Below are 22449 nucleotides of genomic sequence, written 5' to 3' on the forward strand. Positions count from 1 at the left end.
TCATGCGTCGAGTAGCATCGTCGCGGCGGTGCCCGCCCCGTCGGTGGCGATGGTGGGGGCGAGGGCGCTCGCGCGGGTGCGTATCTCGGGCTGCATTACCAGCCTAAGCGCTTCGGCGAGTGTGTTCACCGTCGGCGCAGGTCGGTCGTGGGCGACGCCGATACCGAGCGCGGCGACACGACGGGCGAAGTAGGGCTGGTCGACGATCTGGGGCACCACCACCTGCGGGACACCGGCCGCCGCGGCCGTGGTGGTGGTGCCCGCCCCGCCGTGATGGATGACGGCCGCCATGCGCGGGAACAGGGCCTGCTGGTTGACCTCGCCGATCATGAAGCAGTCCTCGGCGGTGCTCGTCAGGCCTGCCCAGCCGCTACCGAGCACGATGCGGTGGCCACGGCTGCGGATGGCCTCGACGGCGGTGCTGGCGGCATCCTCGGGCGCGGTGACGCTGCCGAATCCGGCATAGACCGGTGGTGGGCCCGCAGCCAGGAAATCGTCGAGGTCGGCCGGCAGCGGGCGGCGGTCCGGGGTGATCCAGGCGCCGGTTTGGATCGGGCTGATGTTCGGTGCCGGTGGCCACGGACTTATCACCGGGTCGACGGCCAACCACGGGCTGTCGGTGAACGTGTGGTCGCGGACGTCGGTGACGGGATCGAGGCCGGCTCTCGCGCGGTGCTCGTTGAGTGCCGGTCCGTAGAGGGCCTGGACCTTCTCGGCGTCCAGTTCCCACAATCGTGCGCTATCGGTCAGGCCCTCCGGGAACGGCTTACCCGGCCGCGGCAACGGACGGTGATGCGGTGAGGGCAGCACGTGCGGGGTGAACACCGCGCAGCGGTAGGGAATTCCGGCCAACTCGGCCACCGAGCGCATCCCTGCCGGCATCAGGCCGGTCCCGACGATGGCGTCGCACCGCTGCGCGGTCTGCAGCGTGCCGAACTGGGTGGCGACCAGTTCCGCGGCAAGGGCCGGGGCGTCCTTGTGGGTGGCCTTGCGGACGTGCACCAATTCGTGCACCGACGGGCCGGTGGGCACGTGCTCCATGCCGTTGGTCGCGAGCAGATCCGCGAAGTCCGGCGGTGCGCAGAAGACGGCTTCGGCGCCTCGGTCGCGCAGCGCGATGGCCAACGCGAGCAGCGGTTGGATATCCCCGCGTGACCCGAATGTGTAGAGCAAAACTCGCACTGTTCCCCCTGAATCTCGTTCGAGGACAGTGATTCTGCGGCATACCCCGGGCCTTGCCGCAAGCCCGGGGGTGCGCTATAAAGTGAGAGTGGGAAGGCGCGATGCCTTCCCTTTTTTGGTGTGATGTGGATGAGCGTTACAGCTTGGCGGCGAGTTTCCCCAGTGCGACAGTGCCTGTTCGTATTTTCTCGGCGACAGCAATGGGGTCGGCATTCCGCAACTCGAGGATGTTCGACGTGAGCGCCAGGGTTGCAAATCCATGGGACATACACCATCCGGCGAGAGCCAGAGCAGACACCTCTTCTTCGCCGGCGTGCTCACCGAGGCTGGCGCGCGCGGTGCCACTCAACACCTCGAACGCCGCCCCCTTTGCGTCCAACAGACTGGGATCGTCGCCGCGGTACAGGTATGGGCGAAACATCACTTCGAAGTAGCCGGGATGGGCAAGTGCGAAAGTGATGTACGCCTGGCCGCCGCGGAGGAAGTCGTCGACTCCATTCGCGGATGACCGGAGCATGTCTGCCTGCAGACGGAATCCTTCCGTAGCCACGGCGGTGAAAACACCTGTCTTGTCTCCAAAGCGATAGGCGATCGCTGCGTGCGAGACACCTGCGCGCCGAGCGATGCGACGCATGCTCACCCTGGCGATGCCCTCTGTCTGTACTTCGTCCACCGCGCCGTCGATCACTGCACGTTCGAGATCGCCGTGGTGGTACGGCCTCGAGGTGTTTGCCATGGTCACGTACCCTACCGGCGAACTGACCATTGATAAGTTCGCGTCAAGGGGGCAAAGTCGCGCGAATAGCTATCTTACCAACGGTAAGATTCCGGACAAGGGGTGGAAAATGACGGGCTGGAACGCGCCCCGTGTAGTGCGCTGGGCGGGAGTCATAGGGTTCGTCCTTCCGGCGCTCACGCTCGCGACGTACCCGATCTGGATGTTTCCTGGGACGCAGATTGCCGGGGACCAGTTGGCGCGATGGTCGGCTGGCAACCACGGTCGATTGACGTTGACGATGATGCTCAACACCGTGGGCGTTACGACGTGGCTGGTTTTCGGTGCCGCCCTCTATGCGGTCCTTCGGGACAGGCTGCCTGAGCGGTCGCTATTGCCGGCATGCTTCGCGGCGAGCTTCGGCGGGTGTGTCGTCCTGTTGCTGAGTGGATTCACGGCATTCAACCTGCTGTTGTGCCGGGATCGCAGCGGCGAGATGTCGATCATGCTGTACGACTTGACCTTCGGCCTGCTCGCGATGTCGGGCATGCCAACTGTTGTAGCCCTTGGCTCGTATGCGGCGGCGGTGTACGGGTACCGCGTAATGCCGCGTTACACGGCCCATCTTGCATTGGCGGGTGCCGTGACTCATCCACTTCTGCTGGCGACGTTCGTCGTTCGAGAGGGACCGCTTTCGCTCGAGGGTGGTTCCATCACTGCAATGCCGGCCTTCTTGTTCGCCTGGATTATCGGCACTGCAACTGCGATGCCCCGCCGTGTCGCACCCCCTCGGTAATATCGCAAGTATGTTCGAACGATTGGAACTGTCGGAGATGAGCGATGAGGCGCTCATCGACGCAGTTGCAGCCGCCACCCGGGAGGAGGCCGCCGTCGCCGCTCGCCGACTGGCCTTCATCGCCGAGGCCACCTCGCGCTGGTGCGATGACGAGGACGACGCTTCGGCACTGAAGTTGATCGACGGCTGGGCCCAAGCCAAAGCCCAGATCGGCGCGGCGTGCAACCTGGGGCCGCATGCCGCGAACACGCAGATGCGTATCGGAGTCGCCCTGCGCGAACGGCTGCCGCGGACCGCCGCCGTGTTCGGTACCGGGGCGATATCGGCCAAGGTGATCAACGCGATCACCTGGCGTACTCACCTGGTCACTGACCCTGGCGCGTTGGCCTCGATCGATGCCGGCATCGCCGAGAATGCCTACGGGTTCGGCATGTTGTCAGAGAACGCGCTGACCGCGGCCGTCGACTTCTGGGTCCACAAGTACGATCCGCTGGCGGTCATCCGGTCGAAGGCTGCGGCCAAGGACCGTTACCTCGAATTCGGTGACCGCGATGACCCCGACGGTGTCGTGTCCTTCTGGGGCCGGATGCGCACCACGGACGCGAAGATCACCGACGCTCGCGCCGATGAGTTGGCCGACGGTGTCTGCGCCAACGATCCCCGCACGAAACGGGAGCGCCGCGTCGACGCCATCGCCGCGCTGGCAGCCGGCGCCGACCAACTCACCTGCCTGTGCGGTGACAGCAGTTGCGTGGGTTCGGGCAAAGACCCGCGCTCCAGCGCCGTCAACATCTACGTGCTCACCGGTCAGAATCCCGACGCCGGTGAGGGTGCCGAGCCCGCGGCGGGACCTGGGCCGAAGGGCGGACCAGGGTCGGGGCCGGTGGAACCCGATGGCGGGCCGGGCGACGCATCAGACGAGGATCAGTCAGCTGAGAAGCCGGCCGCGGCTGCGGAACCCGCGCTCCCGGCCGCACCTGCCGCGCAGTACACCCCGCCCGGCGCCGGAGCGGGCATCTCCCTGGACGGCGCCATCATCCCGGCCCACCTGCTCACCGAACTCATCAACACCGGAGCGAAAGTCCGGCCCCTGAGTAACGCGGCCGAGTTGGGCTCCGAAACCCGATACCGTCCGTCGGCCAAGCTCTCGGCATACGTCCGTATGACGGCCATGACCTGTGCCTTCCCGGGCTGCGGACGCCCCGCGCACAAAGCTGACATCGACCACCTCACCCCGTGGCCCGCCGGCGCCACTCACCCCGGCAACCTGCGCCCGTACTGCCGCGAGCACCACCTCGTCAAGACACTGAACACCGGGTGGACCCCCACCGCCCACCCCGACGGATCGACCACCTGGACGGCACCTACCGGCCATGCGTACACCACCAGGCCGTTGGCCGCAGTTCTGTTCCCTCGCAACACCATTCGCGCCGACGTACCGAGAACACGACGCATCAGCCTCATCGACCAGGACGACCGCGAACCTATCCTGCCCACGCGACAGCGCACCCGGAAACAGGACCGTGAATACCGCGTCAATGCCGAACGGGCTCGCAATGCGCTACAGATCGCGCTCGACGGCGACCCGCCGTTCTAGCGAAAGCTCAGCGCTGGGTCCCGGACCGCACGCCCAGCAGCACGTCCTCCCACGCCGGGACGGACGGCTTGGCCTTGCGGGTACGACGCGGCTTGGGGGCCGCGGGCTCGGGCTCGGCCGCCGCGACGGTGTCCTCGGAAGTCTGCGCCACGGCGGGCTCGGGCTGCGCCACCGGCGGGGGCGTCGGCGCCGCAACGGGAGGAAGTGGAGCGGGCTGGGCGACCGGCGGCGCGACGGCGGCCGGCGCGGGCACCGGCGGCGTGACAGGTCCCGGCACCGGTGCGGCTGCGGGGGACTCGAAATCCAGCTGCGCGACAGCGGCCACCGGCCGCAGCGGACGCGGCGCGAAGTTCGGATCGATCAGCTCGGAGGCACTGTCGTCGAAGGCCACCACGGTGCCCCCGTGTGATCCGGGAGTGAAGCGGAAATGTGCCTGCAGGTCCGACCTGCCTGCTTTCCAAGACAGCTGAACGGTCCAGCGGCCGTCCTCGTTGCGCCAGGCATCCCAGTTCGTCGCGTTCGGATCCAGACCCCGGTTGATCATCGCGGTGGTGACGGTCTCCAGCAGGGTCAGCACCGACGGTCCGTCGGCCAGCACCGGATGTGCGGCGGTGGCGAGTTCGGCCGCGCGCGCCCGCTCCAGCAGGACCGGGTTGGCGAATCGGCGGATCCGGTCGATGTCTTCACCGGCGATCGCGGCGACCTGTTCCACGGATGCGCCCGCGCGGATCCTGGACTGGATCTCTTTGGGTCGCAATCCTTGGGTCACCTCGACCTCGATCTCGGTTTGATTTGAGGTTGCCTTATCGCCGCGCACGGCAGCGCGCAGGCGATTGTCGACACGGATGGCGAAGTTGTCACCGGAGTCGGGAGCCTCGCAGATGATTCGTTTGCCGTCCACATCGAGTCCGACGACCTTGAGTTCCCGCATAGTGACCTCCTTCGCGCACCCTACGTTGTTATCCGTCCGTTACCGCGCAGACACGCTGAGGTCGGCAGCCTCAGAGGTTGGCGACCACCCAGTCGACGCACTGGGTCAGGGCGCTGATGTCCTCGGGGTCGACGGCGGGGAACATCGCGATGCGCAGCTGGTTGCGGCCGAGTTTGCGGTAGGGCTCGGTATCGACGATCCCGTTGGCGCGCAGCACCTTGGCGACCGCTGCGGCATCCACGTCATCGTTGAAGTCGATGGTGCCCACGACCTGCGAGCGCAGCGCCGGGTCGGCGACGAACGGGGTCGCGAACTCCGACGACTCTGCCCATGAGTACAGCCGCTGTGACGAGTCGGCGGTCCGCTTGACCGCCCAGTCCAGGCCGCCGTTGCCGTTGAGCCAGTCCAGTTGTTCGGCCATCAGGATCAACGTGCCCACGGCGGGGGTGTTGTAGGTCTGGTTCTTGAGGCTGTTCTCGACCGCGATCGGCAGCGACAGGAAGTCCGGTACCCAGCGTCCGCTCGCGGCGATCGCGTCGATGCGGGCCAGCGCCGCGGGCGACAGCACCGCAAGCCACAGACCGCCGTCTCCGGCGAAGTTCTTCTGCGGCGCGAAGTAGTAGGCGTCGGTATCGGTGATGTCGACGGGCAGGCCACCGGCAGCCGAGGTGGCATCGATGAGCACCAGCGCGTCACCCGCGGGGCGCTGCACCGGCACCGCGACACCGGTCGAGGTCTCGTTGTGCGCCCAGGCAACCACGTCCACCGACGGATCCGAGGTGGGTTCCGGCGCGGTCCCCGGGTCGGTCTTGACGATGATCGGGTCGCCGACGAACGGGTTCTTGGCCACGCACGACGCGAACTTCGCGCTGAACTCGCCGTAGGTCAGGTGCAGCGAGCGCTTGTCAACCAGGCCGAACGCCGCGGCGTCCCAGAATGCCGTCGAGCCGCCGTTGCCGAGGATGACCTCGTATCCGTCGGGCACGGAGAACAGCTCACGCAGTCCGTCACGGACGCGGCCGACCAGATTCTTGATCGGCGCCTGCCGGTGCGAGGTGCCGAACAGATCGCCCGCCGCGGCCAGGGCGGCCAACTGCTCGGGCCGCACCTTCGACGGTCCACAGCCGAACCGTCCATCGTTCGGCTTGATATCGGCGGGGATCGTCAGTTCGGCCATACCGCCAAGATTATCGGTCCGGGCACATGGTTTTTACCGCTGGGTCAGCCTTGGGCCTGGGGCACCACGTAGGTCGGCTGGTACGGGTTCTGCCCATGCTCGATTGCCAGCGCCCGCAGATACGCCTCGACATTGGGGTAGCCGGCGATCTCGGCCTGCTTCTGCAGGGCGACCTGGCGGGCGAGTTCGGTCTGAGCCTGGGCGGCGGCCCGGTCCGCTTCGGCCTTGGCGCGCGCGGCGTTCGCATCGGCGACGCCTTTGGCCTCGGCGGCGCGGGCATCGGCGATGGCCTTCTGTTCGGCGATGATCGCGTCCTTGAGGCCCTGGTCCACGGGGTCCGGTTTCATGACGGTCACCTGGAAGTTGGTGAAGAACTCCCGGCCGTCGGTACGGGCCTTGGAGGCCCCGGGCAGCGCGTCGCGTAGTGCGTTCTGGAACTCGATGCGCACCTTCTCGTCATTCCAGATCTCGCGCCAGGTGTATTTCTGGGCAACGCTGATCAGCACCTGTTCGGCGGGTTGCCCGATCACGTAGCGCAGCAGGTTCACCCAGCCGGTGGTGACCAGGCCGTCATCGTCCAGCCAGCCCTGGTACTTGGTGCCGAAATCGCGGTGGAAGTCCATCAGCATGTCGCAGTCGCTGGTCAGGTCGAAGGTGATGACGACGGGAACCCGAAGCTCGGCCGGCGCGGTGGCGTTGGAGACCACGATCGTGGGATCGGCTTCGGAATCGGGGCTGCCGGTGGCGTCCCAGCTGATCTGTCGGGATGGATACCGGTAGGCCGTGAAACCACCCGGCGGGTTGAACGCCGAGGTTTCCGGTTCGATGCACCCGTCGACCTTCGGATCCGCGGGGATCAGCCAGTAGTCGTCGACCTTGACCGCGGTTTGTCCGGGCCCGATCTGGGTGGCGCACGAGGACAGGACGATCGCGCCGATGACGACTAACACCGCGGCGACGCCGACGAGGAGGAACTTCTTCTTCCTGCCGGAGCCCGACCCCGTCCCGGCGGTGATGTCGACGCGCTTTCGTGTACTCATGAGCTTCCCCGTCCGCCGAGAGTGACGGGCGAATCTTAGCTACGGGGATGTCACTTTTGCCGCCCAACTGCACCAAAACAGTGACTGCGGTCACATGTGACCCAGGTAACCCGGCTGCCCCACAGCTGGGCAAAACCCCTGTTTATTTAGTGGGACCGCGGGTACTGTTCCTAGACATCGAGCGATCGAATGTAAACCCCCGGGCAAGGCAAGCCGGGCAAGGCAAGGAGGCCTCGACATGGCGGTCAAAGAAGCCAGGACACGCGTGATCCAGCGGTGGCGCAAGAACATGGATGTCCGGGATGACACCGAGTACGTCGAGATGTTGCAGACCCTCTCCGAGGGCTCCGTCCGCCGTAGCTTCAACCCGTTCAACGACATCGAATGGGATTCGCCGGAATTCGCCGTGATCCCCAACGACGAGCGCTGGATCCTGCCCGCCACCGACCCGATCGGCGGCCACCCGTGGTACCAGGCTCAGCCCGTCGATCGGCAGATCGAGATCGGCATGTGGCGCCAGGCCAATGTGGCCAAGGTCGGTCTGCACTTCGAGAACATCCTCATCCGCGGCCTCATGGAGTACTCGTTCTGGGTGCCCAACGGCTCACCGGAATACCGCTACTGCCTGCACGAGTCGGTCGAAGAGTGCAACCACACCCTGATGTTCCAGGAGATGGTGAACCGGATGGGCGTGGACGTCCCCGGTATGCCCAAGCTGCTGAAGTGGCTGCAGCCGATCATCCCGCTGGCCGCCGGCCCGTTCCCCATCCCGTTCTTCTTCGGCGTTCTCGCCGGCGAGGAACCCATCGACCACACCCAGAAGAACGTGCTGCGCGAGGGTAAGTCCCTGCATCCGATCATGGAGCGTGTCATGGCGATTCACGTCGCCGAGGAGGCGCGGCACATCTCCTTCGCGCACCAGTACCTGCACAAGCGGGTGCCGACGCTGCGCCGCAAGCAGCGCTGGATGCTGTCGATCTTCGTCCCGCTCACCATGCGCATCCTGTGTTCGGCGATCGTGGTGCCGCCGCGTGAATTCTGGAAGGAATTCGACATTCCGCGCTCGGTGCGCAAGGAGATCTTCTTCTCGGCGCCCGAATCCCGGATGTTCCTGCGCAACATGTTCTCCGACGTGCGCATGCTGTGCCATGACACCGGGCTGATGAACCCGGTCGCGAAGCTGATCTGGAAGCTCTGCAAGATCGACGGACCGCCGGCCCGTTACCGCAGTGAACCTGCGCGCGAGCACCTGGTCAGCGTGGCCTAGCGTCGGTCATGCCGCATGTCGTCACCCAGTCGTGTTGCAGCGACGGGTCCTGTGTCTATGCGTGCCCGGTCAACTGCATCCATCCCTCACCGGATGAGCCGGGCTTCGCGACCGCGGAAATGCTCTACATCGACCCGCTGGCCTGTGTCGACTGTGGCGCCTGTGTCAGCGCGTGTCCGGTCGGGGCCATCTCGCCGGATACCAAGCTGACCGACAACCAGCTGCCGTTCATCGAGCTGAACGCGGCGTTCTATCCGAAACGGGAAGGTCGGATTCCGCCGACCTCGAAACTGGCCCCGGTGATCGAGGCGCCACGGATCGAACCGCGCAAGGGTCCGCTGACGGTGGCGATCGTCGGGTCCGGGCCGGCGGCCATGTACGCGGCCGACGAGCTGCTCACCCAGCGAGGGGTCCGGGTGAACATGTTCGAAAAGCTGCCGACGCCCTACGGCCTGGTTCGGGCCGGAGTCGCGCCGGACCATCAGAGCACCAAGCGGGTCACCAAGCTCTTCGACCGGATGGCCGAGCAGAACGGCCTGACTCTCTATCTCAATGTCGAGGTGGGCAAGCATATTTCGCATGCCGATCTGCTCGAGCACCATCACGCCGTGCTCTATGCCGTGGGCGCGCCCAATGATCGTCGACTCGATATCGAGGGGATGAACCTGCCCGGAACCGGTACCGCCACCGAGGTGGTGGCGTGGTTCAACGGCCATCCCGACTTCACCGATCTGGCGGTGGACCTCAGCGGTGAGCGAGTTGTCATCATCGGCAACGGCAACGTCGCACTCGACGTCGCCCGCATCCTGACCTCCGACCCGGATCAGTTGGCGCGCACCGATATCGCCGATCACGCGCTGCGTGCCCTGCGGTCTTCCCGCGTCCAGGAAGTGGTGATCGCGGCGAGGCGGGGTCCGCAGTTCTCGGCCTTCACCCTGCCCGAACTCATCGGCCTGACCACCACCTGCGATGTGGTGCTCGATGCGGCCGACCACCAACAGGTGATCGTGGACCTGGCCGGCGTGACCGATCCCCTGACCAGGAACAAGCTGGAGATCCTCGCCAAACTCGGGGACGCGTCGGCGCCGATCACGCGGCCGCGAATCAGGTTGGCCTACAACGTGACACCGCATCGCGTACTCGGCGACCAGCGAGTCACCGGTATCGAGTTCACCGGATCCGGTGCCGGCGTGCTCGAGGCCGGCATGGTGCTCACCTCGATCGGATACCGCGGCAAAGCGATCGCGGATCTGCCATTCGACGAGCGGGCGGGCGTCGTGCCCAACGACGGTGGCCGGGTGGTCGATTCGCCGGGGACCTATGTGGCCGGCTGGATCAAACGCGGCCCGACGGGCTTCATCGGCTCGAACAAGTCGTGTGCGGCCGAGACCGTGCACCGGCTGGTCGAAGACTACAACCGAGGACGGCTCGGCGACCCGGATCACAGGCCGGCGGCGCTGGACAAGCTCGTCCGAGGCCGCCAGCCCGCGGTCGTTGACGCCGCGGGCTGGCGTGCCATCGATGCGGCCGAGATCGCGCGAGGTGGCGGGGTTCGGCCGCGGGGCAAGTTCACCCAGGTCCCCGACATGCTCGCTGCGGCGGCCACCGCGCCGCGTCCGCCCTTGGGTAAGCGACTTCTCGCGGGGCTGCGGCACTGAAGACCGGCCAAAACGCGGTCACCGACGGTGTCGAGCGTGTATACGGAAATGCATGCGTTGTGGTCGGGCGGCGGGGTTGGCAATGGCGGTCGGTATTTGGACCGCCATCGGAACGGGTTCACCGGGTTTGGCGTTGGCCGATTCGCCCGCCGCGGACTCCCGTGATTCCCCGAGCTCTCAGGACGCGCCGGACAACCGGGAGTCGGTGAGAACGGACGCCGGTGACGACACGACCGACGGTGCGCAGACCCAGGTCGGCGCGCCGGAACAAGGCACACCCGAGGAAGAGGCTGTCGAGGAAGACGCTCCCGAGGAAGACTCGGTCGGCGAAGATGCTACCGAGGAACTCGACACCGAAGAGCCTGTGGTTGAGGACAACGAGGCCGGCCCGGTAGAGGAGGCCGAAGGGACCGACGCGCCGCCGAACGACGCACCGCTGAGGCCATCGGACGGAAATGCGGCCACCCGCAACGCCTTCGAGACACGCGATACCCAGACCACCCAGGAGGCACCCGAACCCGCCGACACCCGGCAGGACGCACGGTCGCTGTCGGTCTCGGCCGAACGCTCGAGCGCGACCGCGCCGCTTCCCGAGGTCGCCGCGTCGTCGGCCGCTGCACTGTCCGCCAACGAGGTGACCACGGCGTGGACGCCCACGCTGCCCAACCCGGTGACCGCTGTCAGCTACGTGGTCAATGTGATCCGCAGCTTCGTGGGTGCGGTGTTGGCGCCTTTCGCCGCGGGCCTGCCTGCCGGTCCGACCGGTCCGCCGTCGCTGTGGGCGGTCCTGGCCTTCGTCCGGCGCGAATTCTTCAACTCCGGTCCCCGCATCGACTACTCCGGCGAGACCACCCAGACCAGCACGGGTCTGGTCACCGGCAACGTCGGCGCATCTGATCCCGACGGTGACGCCCTCACCTACACGGTGGTGGGACGGCCGGCCAACGGTGGTTCGGTCGTGATCGACAAGAACACCGGTGCCTTCATCTACCGGCCGATGAATGCGATGGCCGCGATCGGCGGACAGGACAGTTTCACGGTGGTGGTGTCCGACGAGCACTCCGGCGTGCACTGGCACGGCCCGCTCGGATTTCTCCAACACATACCGATCATCGGGCAGTTGCTGAACCCCGGCGGCGGTCACGCGGTGGCCAAGACGATCACCGTCACCGTCGCACCGGTCTCCGGCATCGACCTGTCGTTCCCCGACGATTTCCATTGGGGCGTGGCGCACGCCGGATTCCAGGCCGAGGGCGGTCCCGGTTCTCCGATCGACCCGAACTCGGATTGGTACGCCTGGGTGCACGACCCCCTCAACCAAGCCCTCGGGCTGACCAAGGGACTGCCGGAGAACGGGCCGGGCACCTATGTGTCTTATGAGTCCGATGCCGAACTGGCCCGAAACGAGTTGGGGATGAACACCTTCCGGATGTCCATCGAGTGGAGCCGGATCTTCCCGAATTCGACGGCCGCCATCGACATCGGCGACGAGGGCGGTGGGGTCAGCCTTGCCGATCTGCAGGCGCTCGATGCGTTGGCCAATCAGGAAGAGGTCGCCCACTACCGGGCGGTGTTCGCGGCGCTGCGTGCGCACGGACTCGAACCGTTGGTGACGGTCAACCACTTCACGTTGCCGATCTGGATACACGACCCGGTCGCGGCCCGTCCGCTGACCCAATTGGGTCTGCCCGTCGAGCGCGCCGGGTGGTTGTCTGCGCAGACCCCGGTCGAGTTCGAGAAGTACGCCGCCTATCTGGCATGGACTTTCGGCGATCAGGTCGACAACTGGGTCACCATCAACGAGCCGGTCCCGCCGGTGATGACCCAGTTCCTGTCCATCCCGGGCATCGTCCCGGCCTGGCCACCCGGTGTGTTGCGCCCTGACCTTGCCGTGCATTTCCTGGTCAACGAGGCCCGTGGCCATGTGGCGGCCTATGACGCCATCCACAAGTACGACGCGACGGCGTTCGTCGGCTTCGCCAACAACATGGTTCCGGCTCGCCCGTCCGATCCGGTGAACCCACAGGATGTGGCCGCCGCCGACGCCTGGAACCGGGTCTTCAACGAATGGTTCCCCAATGCCGTCATCGACGGCTGGGTCGACCTGAACTTCGACGGGCACAAGGACGCCGACGAGGTGCGACCCGGCTTCGCCGACAAGGTCGACTTCATGGGCGTGCAGTACTACGGCTCGCAGCCGATGGTCGGCTTCGGGTTCGCGCCCGTGCCCGGATTCAACTTCTTGCAGGGCATCCCGCTGCGCTGCCAGGCAGCCGAGCAGACCTGTAGTGATTTCAACCAGCCCATCGACCCCGGCGGCTTCCGCGAGGTGCTCGAGGTGGCCGCGTCCTACGGAAAACCGTTGTGGATCACCGAGAACGGTGTCGCCGACGATGACGACACCAAGCGGCCCGGCTATATCGTCAATCACATCGCGGTGGTGCAGGATCTGGTGTCCCACGGCACCGATATCCGTGGATACACGTACTGGTCGTTCGTCGACAACCTGGAGTGGGCCGACGGCTATCACCTGCAGTTCGGGCTGTACGGTTCCGATCCCAGCACCCCTGAGCTCGAGCGCACCCCCAAGCCCGCCAGCATCTCGGCGATCAGTGCGATCACCGGCGCGAACGCGCTGCCGACGGGCTTGCTGGAGCTCTACCTGCCCGGGGTCACGGGAATTCCTGCATAGCCTTGCTCAGCTCCTCGTCGCTGACCTCACGCACCGGTTGGCCCAGCGACCACTTGTGCCCGAACGGATCCCGCACGACGCCGTACCGGTCGCCCCAGAACATATCCTCGATCGGCATCACCACCTCGGCGCCGGCCTCGGTGGCGCGTGCGAAGGCGGCATCGACGTCGGTGACCACCAGGTGGATGGTGACCGGAGTGCCGCCGAGGCTCTTGGGTGTCTCGGACTGACCGTCGCAGTATTCGGGATAGTCGTCGGCCAGCATCACCGTCGATCCGTTGATCTGTACGGCGCCGTGCACCAGCCGACCGTCCGGGCCCGGCAGTCTGCCCAGCTCGGTGGCACCGAACGCCTTGACGTAGAAATCGATGGCGGCGGCGCCGTCGTGGACGACCAGGTGCGGGATGACGGCGGGGGTGATGTCGATGGTCATGGTGCTCCTCAAGCTGGGACGTCGGGATGACGTCGGGATGTCGTTGTATGGACCGGACGACAGCGCAATTCTCATCGCGACAGCGCACACCTGTCTGCAGGACAGTGTCAGACGACCGAGAATCCGTCACCCAGCTCGGCGCGCCCGGTGAGGCCCAGCAGCAGCGACCCGCCCCGGCCAGACCGGGTTGCGATCCTGGCCGCCAGGACGGTCGCGGCCTCCAGCACCTGCTCGGACGGCCGGTAGTCGCGCCCCGTTGCACGGGCAATGTCCAGGCCGTGCACCACCAGCTCGAACACTCGTGTCTGCAGATACTCCGACAGCGTGATGCAGATTCCGCCGATCACCGAGATCACCGGGTCGCCGGCCTGCTCCACATCCGAGCACGCGGTGGCGACCAGTGCCGAGACGGCGGCGGCCGGGTCATCACCGAGATCGCGGCCGGCCTGCCTGCCGCGTTCGACGATGGCCTCGGCCCCGGCGGTGGCGCTGACATCGCGGACCGCGAGGTAGTAGCCCGGCGCGTCGACCAGCGGGCCGTTCGGTGCGGGCCCTTTCAGGTACTCGATCACCGTCACCAGTGACCGCGAGGTGTGCCCGACCAGTGCCCGCAGGTCCCAGTCGCCCAGACCCGGCCCGTCCCAGTCCGCGGTGCCGAGTCCGCGTACAAGTTGCTCGAAAGAGCGTGCGGCCGAGTCGAACACCGTCATGGACGGATCGAGCACCGTCACGGACGGATCCGGTCCCAGCCGAGTACGGATTCGGGTGAGCGCGGTGCGGGGCCGACGTAGACCGCGGCCGGGCGCACCAGTTTGCCCAGTCGCTTCTGCTCCAGGATGTGGGCACACCAGCCGGCGGTGCGTCCGCAGGTGAACATGGCCGGCATCATCGAGGGCGGTACCTGGGCGAAGTCGAGGATGACCGCGGCCCAGAACTCGACGTTGGTCTCGATGGCGCGGTCGGGGCGGCGTTCACGCAGTTCGGCCAGCGCCGCCTGCTCGAAGGCGGCCGCTGCCTCGAAGCGGGGCGCGCGCAGTCGTTCTGCGGTGGCGCGCAGCACCCGGGCGCGTGGATCTTCGGCCCGGTACACCCGGTGCCCGAAGCCCATGAGTTTTTCCTTGCGGTCCAGGATGCCGCGCACCACGGCGGCGGGATCGCCCGTGCGTTCGGCTTCGGAGATCATCGGCAGCACCCGCGCGGGCGCGCCACCGTGCAGGGGGCCGCTCATCGCGCCGACCGCCCCCGATAATGCGGCGGCCACATCGGCGCCGGTGGAGGCGATGACCCGGGCGGTGAAAGTGGAGGCATTCATGCCGTGTTCGGCCGCCGTCACCCAGTACGCGTCGATGGCCTCGATATGGTGTGGGTCCGGTTCACCCTGCCAGCGAGTCATGAAACGTGCAGTGACAGTCGGGCATTGATCGATGTTCTGCTGTGGCACCGCGGGTCGGTGGATTCCTCTGGCCGACTGGGCGACATAGGACAGCGCCATGGCCGATGCGCGTGCGAGTTGCTCACGGGCCGTGTCGTCGTCGATGTCGAGCATCGGTGAAAAGCCCCAGATGGGGGCCAGCATGGCCAGTCCGGCCTGGACGTCGACGCGAACGTCACCGGAGTGGATCGGCAACGGAAACGGCTCGGCGGGCGGCAGGCCACGCTCGAAGTCGCCGTCGACGAGCAGCCCCCAGACATCACCGAAAGTCACCCGGTCCGATACCAGGTCGTCGATGTCGACACCGCGGTAACGCAGCGCGCCACCGTCCTTGTCGGGTTCGGCGATCTCGGTGGTGAACGCGACAACGCCTTCCAATCCGGCGGTGAACGCGTCGGGACCATCAGCGGCAACCGCTGACTCCTGCGTCATATCGAAGATTCTCGCACTCGCCGGTGATATCCGGCGTGGGCGTACCGTCTTGCAAATGGAACCCGAGGAACTGGCCCGGATGCGCGCCGAGTACGGATCGGTGGAAAAGGACGGCAGTGCGGACCTCGATGCCGACTGGCTTGCCGACGGCTGGCTGGCGCTGTTCGGCAGGTGGCTGTCGGATGCGCGCGCCGCGGGGTTGACCGAACCCAACGCCATGGTCGTGGGCACCGTCGACGCACAGGGGCGGCCGGCCACCAGGACCGTGTTGTGCAAGGGGGCGACCGAAGCCGGGATCACGTTCTTCACCAACTACGACTCGGACAAGGGGGAGCAGTTGGCAATACAGCCGTACGCCTCGGCGACCTTCCCGTGGTACGGGCTGGGCCGCCAGGTGCACGTTCGCGGCCCGGTCGACAAAGTGTCCGAGGCCGACACCGCCGACTACTGGGCCAAGCGTCCGCGCGGATCGCAGCTGGGGGCCTGGGCATCGCGCCAATCGCACCCGATCGCGTCGCGGGCCGTCCTGCTCGATCAACTCGTGGACGTCACGGCACGTTTCGGCGAATCGGAAGCGGTTCCGGTGCCGCCGAACTGGGGCGGCTATCTGATCGCACCGGAGGTGGTCGAGTTCTGGCAGGGCCGGGAAAACCGGGTGCATAACAGGATTCGGGTCACCGATGCCGGCGCGCGAATCGAGCGGCTACAACCGTAGCGGCCGTGGCCCGGGTGGCGAAGCCCACCGGAAACCTACCGTGCACTCTCAGTCGCACGGGTTACCATCCTCGGGTGGCTGCGGCGAACAGGGAAACCGATCTCGGTTTGCGCGAACGGAAGAAGCAGCGGACTCGGACGACACTGATCGACGCCGCGCTGGAACTGTGCCTGCGCCAGGGGTACGAGACGACCACCGTCGATCAGATCGCCGCGCTGGCCGAGGTGTCCCCACGGACCTACAGCCGCTATTTCGCCTCCAAGGAAGCGGTCTTCTTGACCCTGCTCGAGGAACTGTCCGAGGAGATCGCGCTGGAACTGCGCAGGCTTCCGCGCGGCCTCGGACCATTGGAAGCATTGCGAGCCGCCCATGTTTCGGTGCTGACGCGCACCGCCGCCGGTGGCGTCGGCCGGTTGACCAGTGAGCGCGTCGTGCTGATCCTTCGGATCATCAACAGCGCAGATGCGCTGCGTCAGAGTGCATTCGATTTTCGCAACGACAGCGTCATCGCCGCGCTGTCCGACCAGATGGGTGTGCCTGCCGACGACCGGAGCATGCTGCTCGGCCTTTCGCTGTTCTCGGCCATCATCATCGCGGCCTGCGGTGACCTCGTCTCCGATGACGACGGCGCGCCGCTGGGCCCGCTGGTCATGGCGGATCGCCTCAACCGCGCGTGCCGGCATGTCGCCGGGTTCGCCGGGGAACTGTTCAGCACCGATATCGTCCCGGCGGACCTGCCCGGTCCGGTCGAGCCGATCGTGACCGCTCCGGTCCTGACCGAAACCGATCTCGCGACGAATGTCTGATCAGCCGGAGGGGCTGCGGGCACGCAAGAAGCTGCGTACTCGGGCCACTTTGATCTCGACCGCGGCCGAGCTGTGCCAACGACACGGTTACGACAACACCACCGTGGAACAGATCGCCTCGGCCGCCGAGGTGTCCCCGCGCACCTTCAGCCGCTACTTTCCGACCAAGGATGCGGTGGTCATCGCGATCGTGGAGGACACCGCCGCTTATGTCGCGGCGGCACTGTCGGCGCTGCCCCACGACATCACCGAGTACGAAGCGATGCTGCGGGCGCATCTGGTCGCCCTGCAGCCGGGGCCCGGCGGTGAGCAGACGCCGATCTTCAAGCGGATGGCTGCCCTGATCCAGATCGTGAACTCCTCGGCGAGCCTCAACGTGACCGCGATCCCGTACCGCGAACAGAAGGATCGATTTCCCACGGTGCGGGCGGTCGCGCAACGGATGGGCCTGTCGACCGACCACGACGCCGTCTACCTGGTGCTGGAGACCTGGACTGTGGTGATGAACACAGCGTGTCACGGTCTCGGCACGCCCGGGTACCCGCCGATCGAGCCGGAGATCGTCGCCACTCGCATCCAAGCCGCCTATGACCTGCTGGTCCGCACCTGGCGGCCATGGGGTTCGAGGGTGCGGTCGAGCGAGGTACCCGAGGGGGAACCCCGCGCAGGCGCGACGTAACGTAAGCGACTACCGTCCAGTAGTGACGCGCAGCCCAGACCACAGAAGGGGTTCAAGTGGCCGAAAACTCCAGCCCTGACGAGACAGCAACCCTGTCGTATCCGGGCGGTCAGATCGACCTCGACATCGTCAAGGCCACAGAAGGCTCCGACGGAATCGCCCTCGGGCCGCTGCTCTCCAAGACCGGCTACACCACGTTCGACGGTGGGTTCGTCAACACCTCGGCCACCAAGAGCGCGATCACCTACATCGACGGGGACGCCGGCATCCTGCGTTACCGCGGCTACCCGATCGAGCAGCTGGCCGAGCAGTCGACCTTCATCGAGGTCAGCTACCTGCTGATCTACGGTGAGCTGCCGACCGCCGAGCAGCTGGAGTCGTTCACCAACCAGATCCAGCGGCACACCCTGCTGCATGAGGATCTGAAGCGGTTCTTCGACGGATTCCCGCGCAACGCCCACCCGATGCCGGTGTTGAGCTCGGCGGTCAACGCCTTGAGCGCCTACTACCAGGATTCGCTGGATCCGCTGGACCGCAAGCAGGTCGAGCTGTCGACGATCCGCCTGCTGGCCAAGCTGCCGACCATCGCCGCCTACGCCTACAAGAAGTCCGAGGGCCAGCCCTTCCTGTACCCGGACAACTCGCTGACCCTGGTCGAGAACTTCCTGCGGATGACCTTCGGCTTCCCGGCCGAACCCTACGAGGTCGATCCCGAGATCGTCCGCGCGCTCGACATGCTGCTGATCCTGCACGCCGACCATGAGCAGAACTGCTCGACGTCCACGGTGCGGCTGGTGGGTTCCTCGCAGGCCAACCTGTTCACCTCGATCTCCGGTGGCATCAACGCGCTGTGGGGCCCGCTGCACGGCGGCGCCAACCAGGCTGTCCTGGAGATGCTGACCAAGATTCGCGACGGCGGCGACGATGTGGCGACCTTCGTCAAGAAGGTCAAGAACCGCGAGGACGGCGTGAAGCTGATGGGCTTCGGTCACCGCGTGTACAAGAACTACGACCCGCGTGCCCGCATCGTCAAGGAGCAGGCCGACAAGATCCTCGGCAAGCTCGGTGTGGAGGATCCGCTGCTCGATATCGCCAAGCAGCTCGAGGAGATCGCGCTCACCGACGACTTCTTCGTCGAGCGCAAGCTCTACCCGAACGTCGACTACTACACCGGCGTGATCTACCGGGCGATGGGCTTCCCGACCCGCATGTTCACCGTGCTGTTCGCGCTCGGCCGGCTGCCGGGTTGGATCGCGCACTGGCAGGAGATGCACTCCGAGCCCTCGAAGATCGGCCGTCCGCGCCAGATCTACACCGGCTACACCGAGCGCGATTACGTCGACCTGGGCGCCCGCTGACACTCTTTCCCGCCTCGCCGATCGCGTCGGGGCAATATTCGGCTTGACCGTTGGACGGTTGTAGTTTCACAATAGTTGTGTGAATACAACTGTCCCGCATCCGGGTCGTGGGGCAATGGCCGGGATGACGGCTGCGCGCAAGCGCATCGTGTTGGCGTCGTGCTGCCTGAGTCTGTTGATCGTGTCGATGGACGCGACCATCGTCAACGTCGCGATCCCGTCGATCCGCACCGATCTCGGGGCGACGGCCTCCCAGCTGCAATGGGTGATCGACGTCTACACCCTGGTGCTGGCGTCGTTGTTGATGCTCTCGGGGGCGATGGGGGATCGGTTCGGGCGCCGCCGGGTGTTCCAGATCGGACTGACCGTCTTCGCCGTGGGCTCACTGCTGTGCAGTCTGGCCCCCGGTATCGACGCCCTGATCGCCGCGCGCTTCCTGCAGGCCGTCGGCGGTTCGATGCTGAATCCGGTGGCGCTGTCCATCATCTCGCAGGTGTTCACCGGCCCGGTCGAACGGGCCAGGGCCATCGGTGTCTGGGGTGCCGTCGTCGGCATCGCGATGGCGCTCGGTCCCACCGTCGGTGGTCTGCTCATCCACCTGATCGGCTGGCGCGCGGTGTTCTGGATCAACCTGCCGATCTGTCTGGCCGCCATCGTGTTGACGGCCCTGTTCGTGCCGGAGACCAAGTCCGCGACCATGCGCCATGTCGATCCGGTCGGCCAGATTCTGGCGGTGCTGTTCCTGTTCGGCACGGTGTTCGCGCTCATCGAGGGTCCGGCTCTGGGCTGGGGCAACTATCGCGTCATCGGTGCCGCGGCGGTCGCGCTGCTTGCTTTCGCGGCGTTCCTGCGCATCGAATCCCGGCGCGTGGACCCGTTCATCGATCTGCGCTTCTTCCGCAGCGTGCCGTTCGCCTCGGCTACCGTCATCGCCATCTGCGCCTTCGCATCCTGGGGCGCATTGCTGTTCATGATGTCGCTGTATCTGCAGGGGGCACGCGGGTTCTCGGCCGTCCAGACCGGTCTGATCTATCTGCCCATCGCGGTCGGAGCGTTGATCTTCTCGCCGCTGTCGGGGCGGATGGTCGGGCGATACGGGGCCCGCCCGTCCTTGGTGATCTCGGGGTTGATGATCGCGCTGGCCTCGACCGTGCTGGTGCTGTTGCCGGAGAACGCTGCGGTGTGGACGCTGATGCTGGTGTTCGCGGTGTTCGGTATCGGCTTCTCGATGGTCAACGCGCCGATCACCAACGCCGCCGTCAGTGGGATGCCGCTGGACCGGGCAGGCGCCGCATCCGCGGTCACCAGTACCAGCCGGCAGATCGGAGTGAGTATCGGTGTGGCGCTGTGCGGTTCGATCGCCGGTGCGGCGTTGGCGGCGGCCGGTTCGAGTCATGCCGCGGCGGCCGTGAACTTCGCCGACGCGGCACGCCCGCTGTGGTCGACATGCGTGGTGCTGGGTGTGGTGATCGCCGTGCTCGGCGTGATCTCGACCGCGCCCCGGGCGATGGAGTCGGCGCGCCGGCTGGCCCCGCTCATCGAGGGACCGAAGGTGCGCGCCGATGTCTGATCGCGCCGACGATGTGTGGCGGCTGATGTCCTCGATCGTCATCAACAACCAGGACACCTGGAAACGCGCCGTCGTCGAACGAACGGGGTTGCCGTTCAGTCGGATCCGGATAATCAGTCGGTTGGCCAACCGGGCCCTGTCGGTGAAGGAGATCGCCGACGCGGCCACCATCGACGCGCCGGCGGCCACCGTCGCCGTAAACGACCTCGCCAAGCGTGGCTTGGTGATCCGTGAGACCGATCCCGACAACAGACGCTGCAAGAAGGTCTCACTCACCGATGCCGGGCGCGAGCTGCTGGTCGCCATCGACAGCGTCGACAATCCCGCTCCGGATCTGATGCGCTCGCTCAGTGACGCGGATTTGAGTGCGTTACAAGAGATTCTGCACAAAGCAACGCGCGGTTAGCTCTCCAGTACCGCCATGGCGGCATTGTGGCCGCCGATCCCGGACACCGCGCCGCCACGGCGAGTTCCCGAGCCGCACAACATGATCGCCTCATGCGCTGTGGACACACCCCAGCGTTTCGCCGGGGTGTCCAGTTCCTCGGTGTCCTCGGCGAACGGCCAGCTCAGGGCCCCGTGGAAGATGTTTCCTGCCGTCATACCCAGCGCGTGCTCCAGATCGCTCGTGGTTTTCGCCTCGACGCACGGGCGGCCATGGCGGTCCATCATCACGACATCTTGAATCGGTTCGGCCAGAACGGTGTTCAGTGAATGCAGTGCGGCCGCGGTCAACTGCAGCCGCGCCGTGTCGGGATCGAGTCCGTCGAGCAATCCATGCGGGGTGTGCAGACCGAACACGGTCAGGGTGTGCGCGCCCGACCGGCGCAGGGAGTCGGACAGAATGCTCGGGTCGGTGAGTGAATGGCAGTAGATCTCACACGGCAGCGGCTCGGGTAGCGCACCGGCGGCCGCTGCGGCGTATGCCGAATCGAGTTGGTGCAGCGTCTCGTTGATGTGGAAGGTGCCCCCGAAAGCCTGTTCCGGGGTGACGGCGGGGTCGCGCAGTCTCGGTAGCCGGGTCAGCATCAGATTCACCTTGATCTGCGCACCGGGGGTTACCGTGGGTTCAGGCTCACCCAACAGCCGGGCCAATGTCGCGGGGGTCACTCCGGCCAGCACATGCCGCCCCCGCACGACATGGTCGACGTCGCCTCTGCGGTAACGCACCTCGCCGTCGGGGTCGATCGCATAGACGTCGGCGCCCGTCACGATCTCGGCCCCGAAACCGCACGCGGCGGCCGTCAGCGCACCGCTGACCGCCCCCATGCCGCCGACGGGCACCTCCCAGTCACCGGTCCCGCCGCCAAGCAGGTGATAAAGAAAGCAGATGTTCTGGATCAGCGAGGGATCGTCGGTGGCGGCGAACGTCCCGATCAACGCGTCGGTGGCCAGCACGCCGCGGACCAGGTCGCTGTCCACCGCCTTGGTGATGGCGTGGCCTATCGGCTCTTCGATGAGCGCCTGCCAGGCCGCGGCGGCCGCGGGATCGCCGCCCGACAGCACGCGATCGCGGGCCGCCGAGCGGGTTGTCAGCGGTGACAACAGGGTCGGCCACAGCGCGGTCGTGACCAGCCGCACGCGGCGGTAGAAGTCGGCGAACCGCTCGGCGTCGGCGTCGGCGCCGATCGCCCCGAACGTGCTGTCGCGCCCGATGAGCAGTCCGGTCGCCCCGCCGGTCGCGGGGTCGGGCGTGTAGGACGACTGGCGGCGACGCGCCAGTCTCAGCCTGGCTCCCAGATCGTCGATGATGCGCCGGGGTAGCAGGCTCACCAGATACGAATACCGCGACAGCCGAGCATCGACGCCCTCGAAGGCGTGCGCGGAGACCGCCGCACCGCCGACGTGGTCCAACCGTTCGAGCACTCTGACGCGCCGGCCCGCACGGGCCAGGTAACCGGCGGCGACCAACGCGTTGTGCCCGCCGCCGACGATGACGATGTCCAGATCGGTGTCCGCGTCCATGGCC

Annotated in this window: 20 protein-coding genes; 11 read left to right on the forward strand and 9 right to left on the reverse strand. The window is 66.6% G+C overall.

Features of this window, described 5'->3' with window-relative positions; genetic code table 11:
- Entirely contained in the window at window positions 1–1182 is a 1182-nt protein-coding gene (locus G154_RS14740; protein WP_023986263.1) for a glycosyltransferase, read from the reverse strand.
- A 136-nt stretch (window positions 1183–1318) separates the two neighbouring features.
- Window positions 1319–1918, reverse strand: a complete 600-nt coding sequence (locus tag G154_RS14745) for a TetR/AcrR family transcriptional regulator (RefSeq protein WP_023986262.1) — start codon at window positions 1916–1918, stop codon at window positions 1319–1321.
- On the opposite strand from G154_RS14745, the gene G154_RS14750 reads away from it, so the two are divergent.
- Both G154_RS14750 and G154_RS14755 read left to right on the forward strand, forming a co-directional pair.
- Window positions 1917–2693, forward strand: coding sequence for a hypothetical protein (locus tag G154_RS14750; protein ID WP_023986261.1), 777 nt, complete (start codon window positions 1917–1919; stop codon window positions 2691–2693). The two genes, G154_RS14745 and G154_RS14750, sit on opposite strands and share 2 nt — an antisense overlap.
- Window positions 2694–2703: 10 nt before the next feature.
- The gene (locus G154_RS14755) at window positions 2704–4290 is read left to right on the forward strand and encodes an HNH endonuclease signature motif containing protein (RefSeq protein WP_019510274.1); all 1587 of its coding nucleotides are present in this window, start codon (window positions 2704–2706) and stop codon (window positions 4288–4290) included.
- Between the two features lie 7 nt (window positions 4291–4297).
- Here the strand turns inward: G154_RS14755 and sepH are convergent, their stop codons facing one another.
- The 3 genes from sepH to G154_RS14770 form a co-directional block, all read right to left on the reverse strand.
- The gene (sepH, locus tag G154_RS14760) at window positions 4298–5221 is read right to left on the reverse strand and encodes a septation protein SepH (RefSeq protein WP_019510275.1); all 924 of its coding nucleotides are present in this window, start codon (window positions 5219–5221) and stop codon (window positions 4298–4300) included.
- Between the two features lie 70 nt (window positions 5222–5291).
- Window positions 5292–6398 (reverse strand): phosphoserine transaminase, encoded by a 1107-nt coding sequence (gene serC / locus G154_RS14765; protein WP_019510276.1) that lies wholly within the window; start codon window positions 6396–6398, stop codon window positions 5292–5294.
- A 44-nt stretch (window positions 6399–6442) separates the two neighbouring features.
- A complete protein-coding gene (locus G154_RS14770; protein ID WP_019510277.1) occupies window positions 6443–7438 on the reverse strand; it encodes an SPFH domain-containing protein in 996 nt (331 codons plus the stop codon).
- A gap of 238 nt (window positions 7439–7676) precedes the next feature.
- Between G154_RS14770 and G154_RS14775 the strand changes: the two genes are divergently transcribed.
- From G154_RS14775 to G154_RS14785, 3 genes are all read left to right on the forward strand, one after another.
- Complete coding sequence (locus tag G154_RS14775) at window positions 7677–8705, forward strand: diiron oxygenase (RefSeq protein ID WP_023986258.1); 1029 nt, start codon at window positions 7677–7679, stop codon at window positions 8703–8705.
- An 8-nt stretch (window positions 8706–8713) separates the two neighbouring features.
- On the forward strand, window positions 8714–10363 hold the full coding sequence (locus G154_RS14780) for an FAD-dependent oxidoreductase (RefSeq protein WP_019510279.1): 1650 nt from the start codon (window positions 8714–8716) through the stop codon (window positions 10361–10363).
- 82 nt (window positions 10364–10445) lie between these two features.
- The gene (locus tag G154_RS14785) at window positions 10446–13055 is read left to right on the forward strand and encodes a family 1 glycosylhydrolase (RefSeq protein WP_019510280.1); all 2610 of its coding nucleotides are present in this window, start codon (window positions 10446–10448) and stop codon (window positions 13053–13055) included.
- On the opposite strand, the gene G154_RS14790 is transcribed toward G154_RS14785, so the two are convergent.
- The 3 genes from G154_RS14790 to G154_RS14800 form a co-directional block, all read right to left on the reverse strand.
- Window positions 13036–13488 carry a VOC family protein gene (locus tag G154_RS14790; protein WP_019510281.1) on the reverse strand — a complete coding sequence of 151 codons (453 nt, stop codon included), beginning with the start codon at window positions 13486–13488 and terminating at the stop codon, window positions 13036–13038. The two genes, G154_RS14785 and G154_RS14790, sit on opposite strands and share 20 nt — an antisense overlap.
- Before the next feature lie 107 nt (window positions 13489–13595).
- Complete coding sequence (locus tag G154_RS14795; RefSeq protein ID WP_031601685.1) at window positions 13596–14198, reverse strand: maleylpyruvate isomerase family mycothiol-dependent enzyme; 603 nt, start codon at window positions 14196–14198, stop codon at window positions 13596–13598.
- Window positions 14199–14215: 17 nt separating this feature from the next.
- Window positions 14216–15352, reverse strand: a complete 1137-nt coding sequence (locus tag G154_RS14800) for a citrate synthase 2 (RefSeq protein WP_019510283.1) — start codon at window positions 15350–15352, stop codon at window positions 14216–14218.
- A gap of 55 nt (window positions 15353–15407) precedes the next feature.
- Between G154_RS14800 and pdxH the strand changes: the two genes are divergently transcribed.
- The 6 genes from pdxH to G154_RS14830 all read left to right on the forward strand — a co-directional run bounded on the left by pdxH (window position 15408) and on the right by G154_RS14830 (window position 20886).
- Entirely contained in the window at window positions 15408–16067 is a 660-nt protein-coding gene (pdxH, locus tag G154_RS14805; RefSeq protein WP_019510284.1) for a pyridoxamine 5'-phosphate oxidase, read from the forward strand.
- Window positions 16068–16141: 74 nt separating this feature from the next.
- On the forward strand, window positions 16142–16873 hold the full coding sequence (locus G154_RS14810; RefSeq protein WP_019510285.1) for a TetR/AcrR family transcriptional regulator: 732 nt from the start codon (window positions 16142–16144) through the stop codon (window positions 16871–16873).
- Window positions 16866–17552: a TetR/AcrR family transcriptional regulator gene (locus G154_RS14815; RefSeq protein ID WP_019510286.1), complete on the forward strand. Its 687-nt coding sequence runs from the start codon at window positions 16866–16868 to the stop codon at window positions 17550–17552. Before G154_RS14810 ends, G154_RS14815 begins: the two co-directional genes overlap by 8 nt.
- A gap of 56 nt (window positions 17553–17608) precedes the next feature.
- Window positions 17609–18910: a citrate synthase gene (locus G154_RS14820; protein WP_019510287.1), complete on the forward strand. Its 1302-nt coding sequence runs from the start codon at window positions 17609–17611 to the stop codon at window positions 18908–18910.
- Window positions 18911–19034: 124 nt separating this feature from the next.
- Entirely contained in the window at window positions 19035–20480 is a 1446-nt protein-coding gene (locus tag G154_RS14825; RefSeq protein ID WP_023986253.1) for an MFS transporter, read from the forward strand.
- Entirely contained in the window at window positions 20473–20886 is a 414-nt protein-coding gene (locus G154_RS14830) for a MarR family winged helix-turn-helix transcriptional regulator (RefSeq protein ID WP_019510289.1), read from the forward strand. The genes G154_RS14825 and G154_RS14830 overlap by 8 nt, the downstream gene beginning before the upstream one ends.
- On the opposite strand, the gene G154_RS14835 is transcribed toward G154_RS14830, so the two are convergent.
- A complete protein-coding gene (locus tag G154_RS14835; protein ID WP_019510290.1) occupies window positions 20883–22445 on the reverse strand; it encodes an NAD(P)/FAD-dependent oxidoreductase in 1563 nt (520 codons plus the stop codon). The two genes, G154_RS14830 and G154_RS14835, sit on opposite strands and share 4 nt — an antisense overlap.
- Window positions 22446–22449: the final 4 nt, after the last annotated feature.

Origin of the sequence: Mycobacterium sp. VKM Ac-1816D (assembly GCF_000416385.1) — a bacterium.
Taxonomy (GTDB): domain Bacteria; phylum Actinomycetota; class Actinomycetes; order Mycobacteriales; family Mycobacteriaceae; genus Mycobacterium; species Mycobacterium neoaurum_A.

Excerpts from the sequence above, each read along its gene's own strand:
- G154_RS14750 (WP_023986261.1), top strand. The coding sequence starts at position 1,917 with ATGGTCACGTACCCTACCGGCGAACTGACCATTGATAAGTTCGCGTCA.
- G154_RS14745 (WP_023986262.1), bottom strand. The coding sequence starts at position 1,918 with ATGGCAAACACCTCGAGGCCGTACCACCACGGCGATCTCGAACGTGCA.
- G154_RS14755 (WP_019510274.1), top strand. The coding sequence starts at position 2,704 with ATGTTCGAACGATTGGAACTGTCGGAGATGAGCGATGAGGCGCTCATC.
- sepH (WP_019510275.1), bottom strand. The coding sequence starts at position 5,221 with ATGCGGGAACTCAAGGTCGTCGGACTCGATGTGGACGGCAAACGAATC.
- serC (WP_019510276.1), bottom strand. The coding sequence starts at position 6,398 with ATGGCCGAACTGACGATCCCCGCCGATATCAAGCCGAACGATGGACGG.
- G154_RS14770 (WP_019510277.1), bottom strand. The coding sequence starts at position 7,438 with ATGAGTACACGAAAGCGCGTCGACATCACCGCCGGGACGGGGTCGGGC.
- G154_RS14775 (WP_023986258.1), top strand. The coding sequence starts at position 7,677 with ATGGCGGTCAAAGAAGCCAGGACACGCGTGATCCAGCGGTGGCGCAAG.
- G154_RS14780 (WP_019510279.1), top strand. The coding sequence starts at position 8,714 with ATGCCGCATGTCGTCACCCAGTCGTGTTGCAGCGACGGGTCCTGTGTC.
- G154_RS14785 (WP_019510280.1), top strand. The coding sequence starts at position 10,446 with ATGGCGGTCGGTATTTGGACCGCCATCGGAACGGGTTCACCGGGTTTG.
- G154_RS14790 (WP_019510281.1), bottom strand. The coding sequence starts at position 13,488 with ATGACCATCGACATCACCCCCGCCGTCATCCCGCACCTGGTCGTCCAC.
- G154_RS14795 (WP_031601685.1), bottom strand. The coding sequence starts at position 14,198 with ATGACGGTGTTCGACTCGGCCGCACGCTCTTTCGAGCAACTTGTACGC.
- G154_RS14800 (WP_019510283.1), bottom strand. The coding sequence starts at position 15,352 with ATGACGCAGGAGTCAGCGGTTGCCGCTGATGGTCCCGACGCGTTCACC.
- pdxH (WP_019510284.1), top strand. The coding sequence starts at position 15,408 with ATGGAACCCGAGGAACTGGCCCGGATGCGCGCCGAGTACGGATCGGTG.
- G154_RS14815 (WP_019510286.1), top strand. The coding sequence starts at position 16,866 with ATGTCTGATCAGCCGGAGGGGCTGCGGGCACGCAAGAAGCTGCGTACT.
- G154_RS14825 (WP_023986253.1), top strand. The coding sequence starts at position 19,035 with ATGACGGCTGCGCGCAAGCGCATCGTGTTGGCGTCGTGCTGCCTGAGT.
- G154_RS14830 (WP_019510289.1), top strand. The coding sequence starts at position 20,473 with ATGTCTGATCGCGCCGACGATGTGTGGCGGCTGATGTCCTCGATCGTC.
- G154_RS14835 (WP_019510290.1), bottom strand. The coding sequence starts at position 22,445 with ATGGACGCGGACACCGATCTGGACATCGTCATCGTCGGCGGCGGGCAC.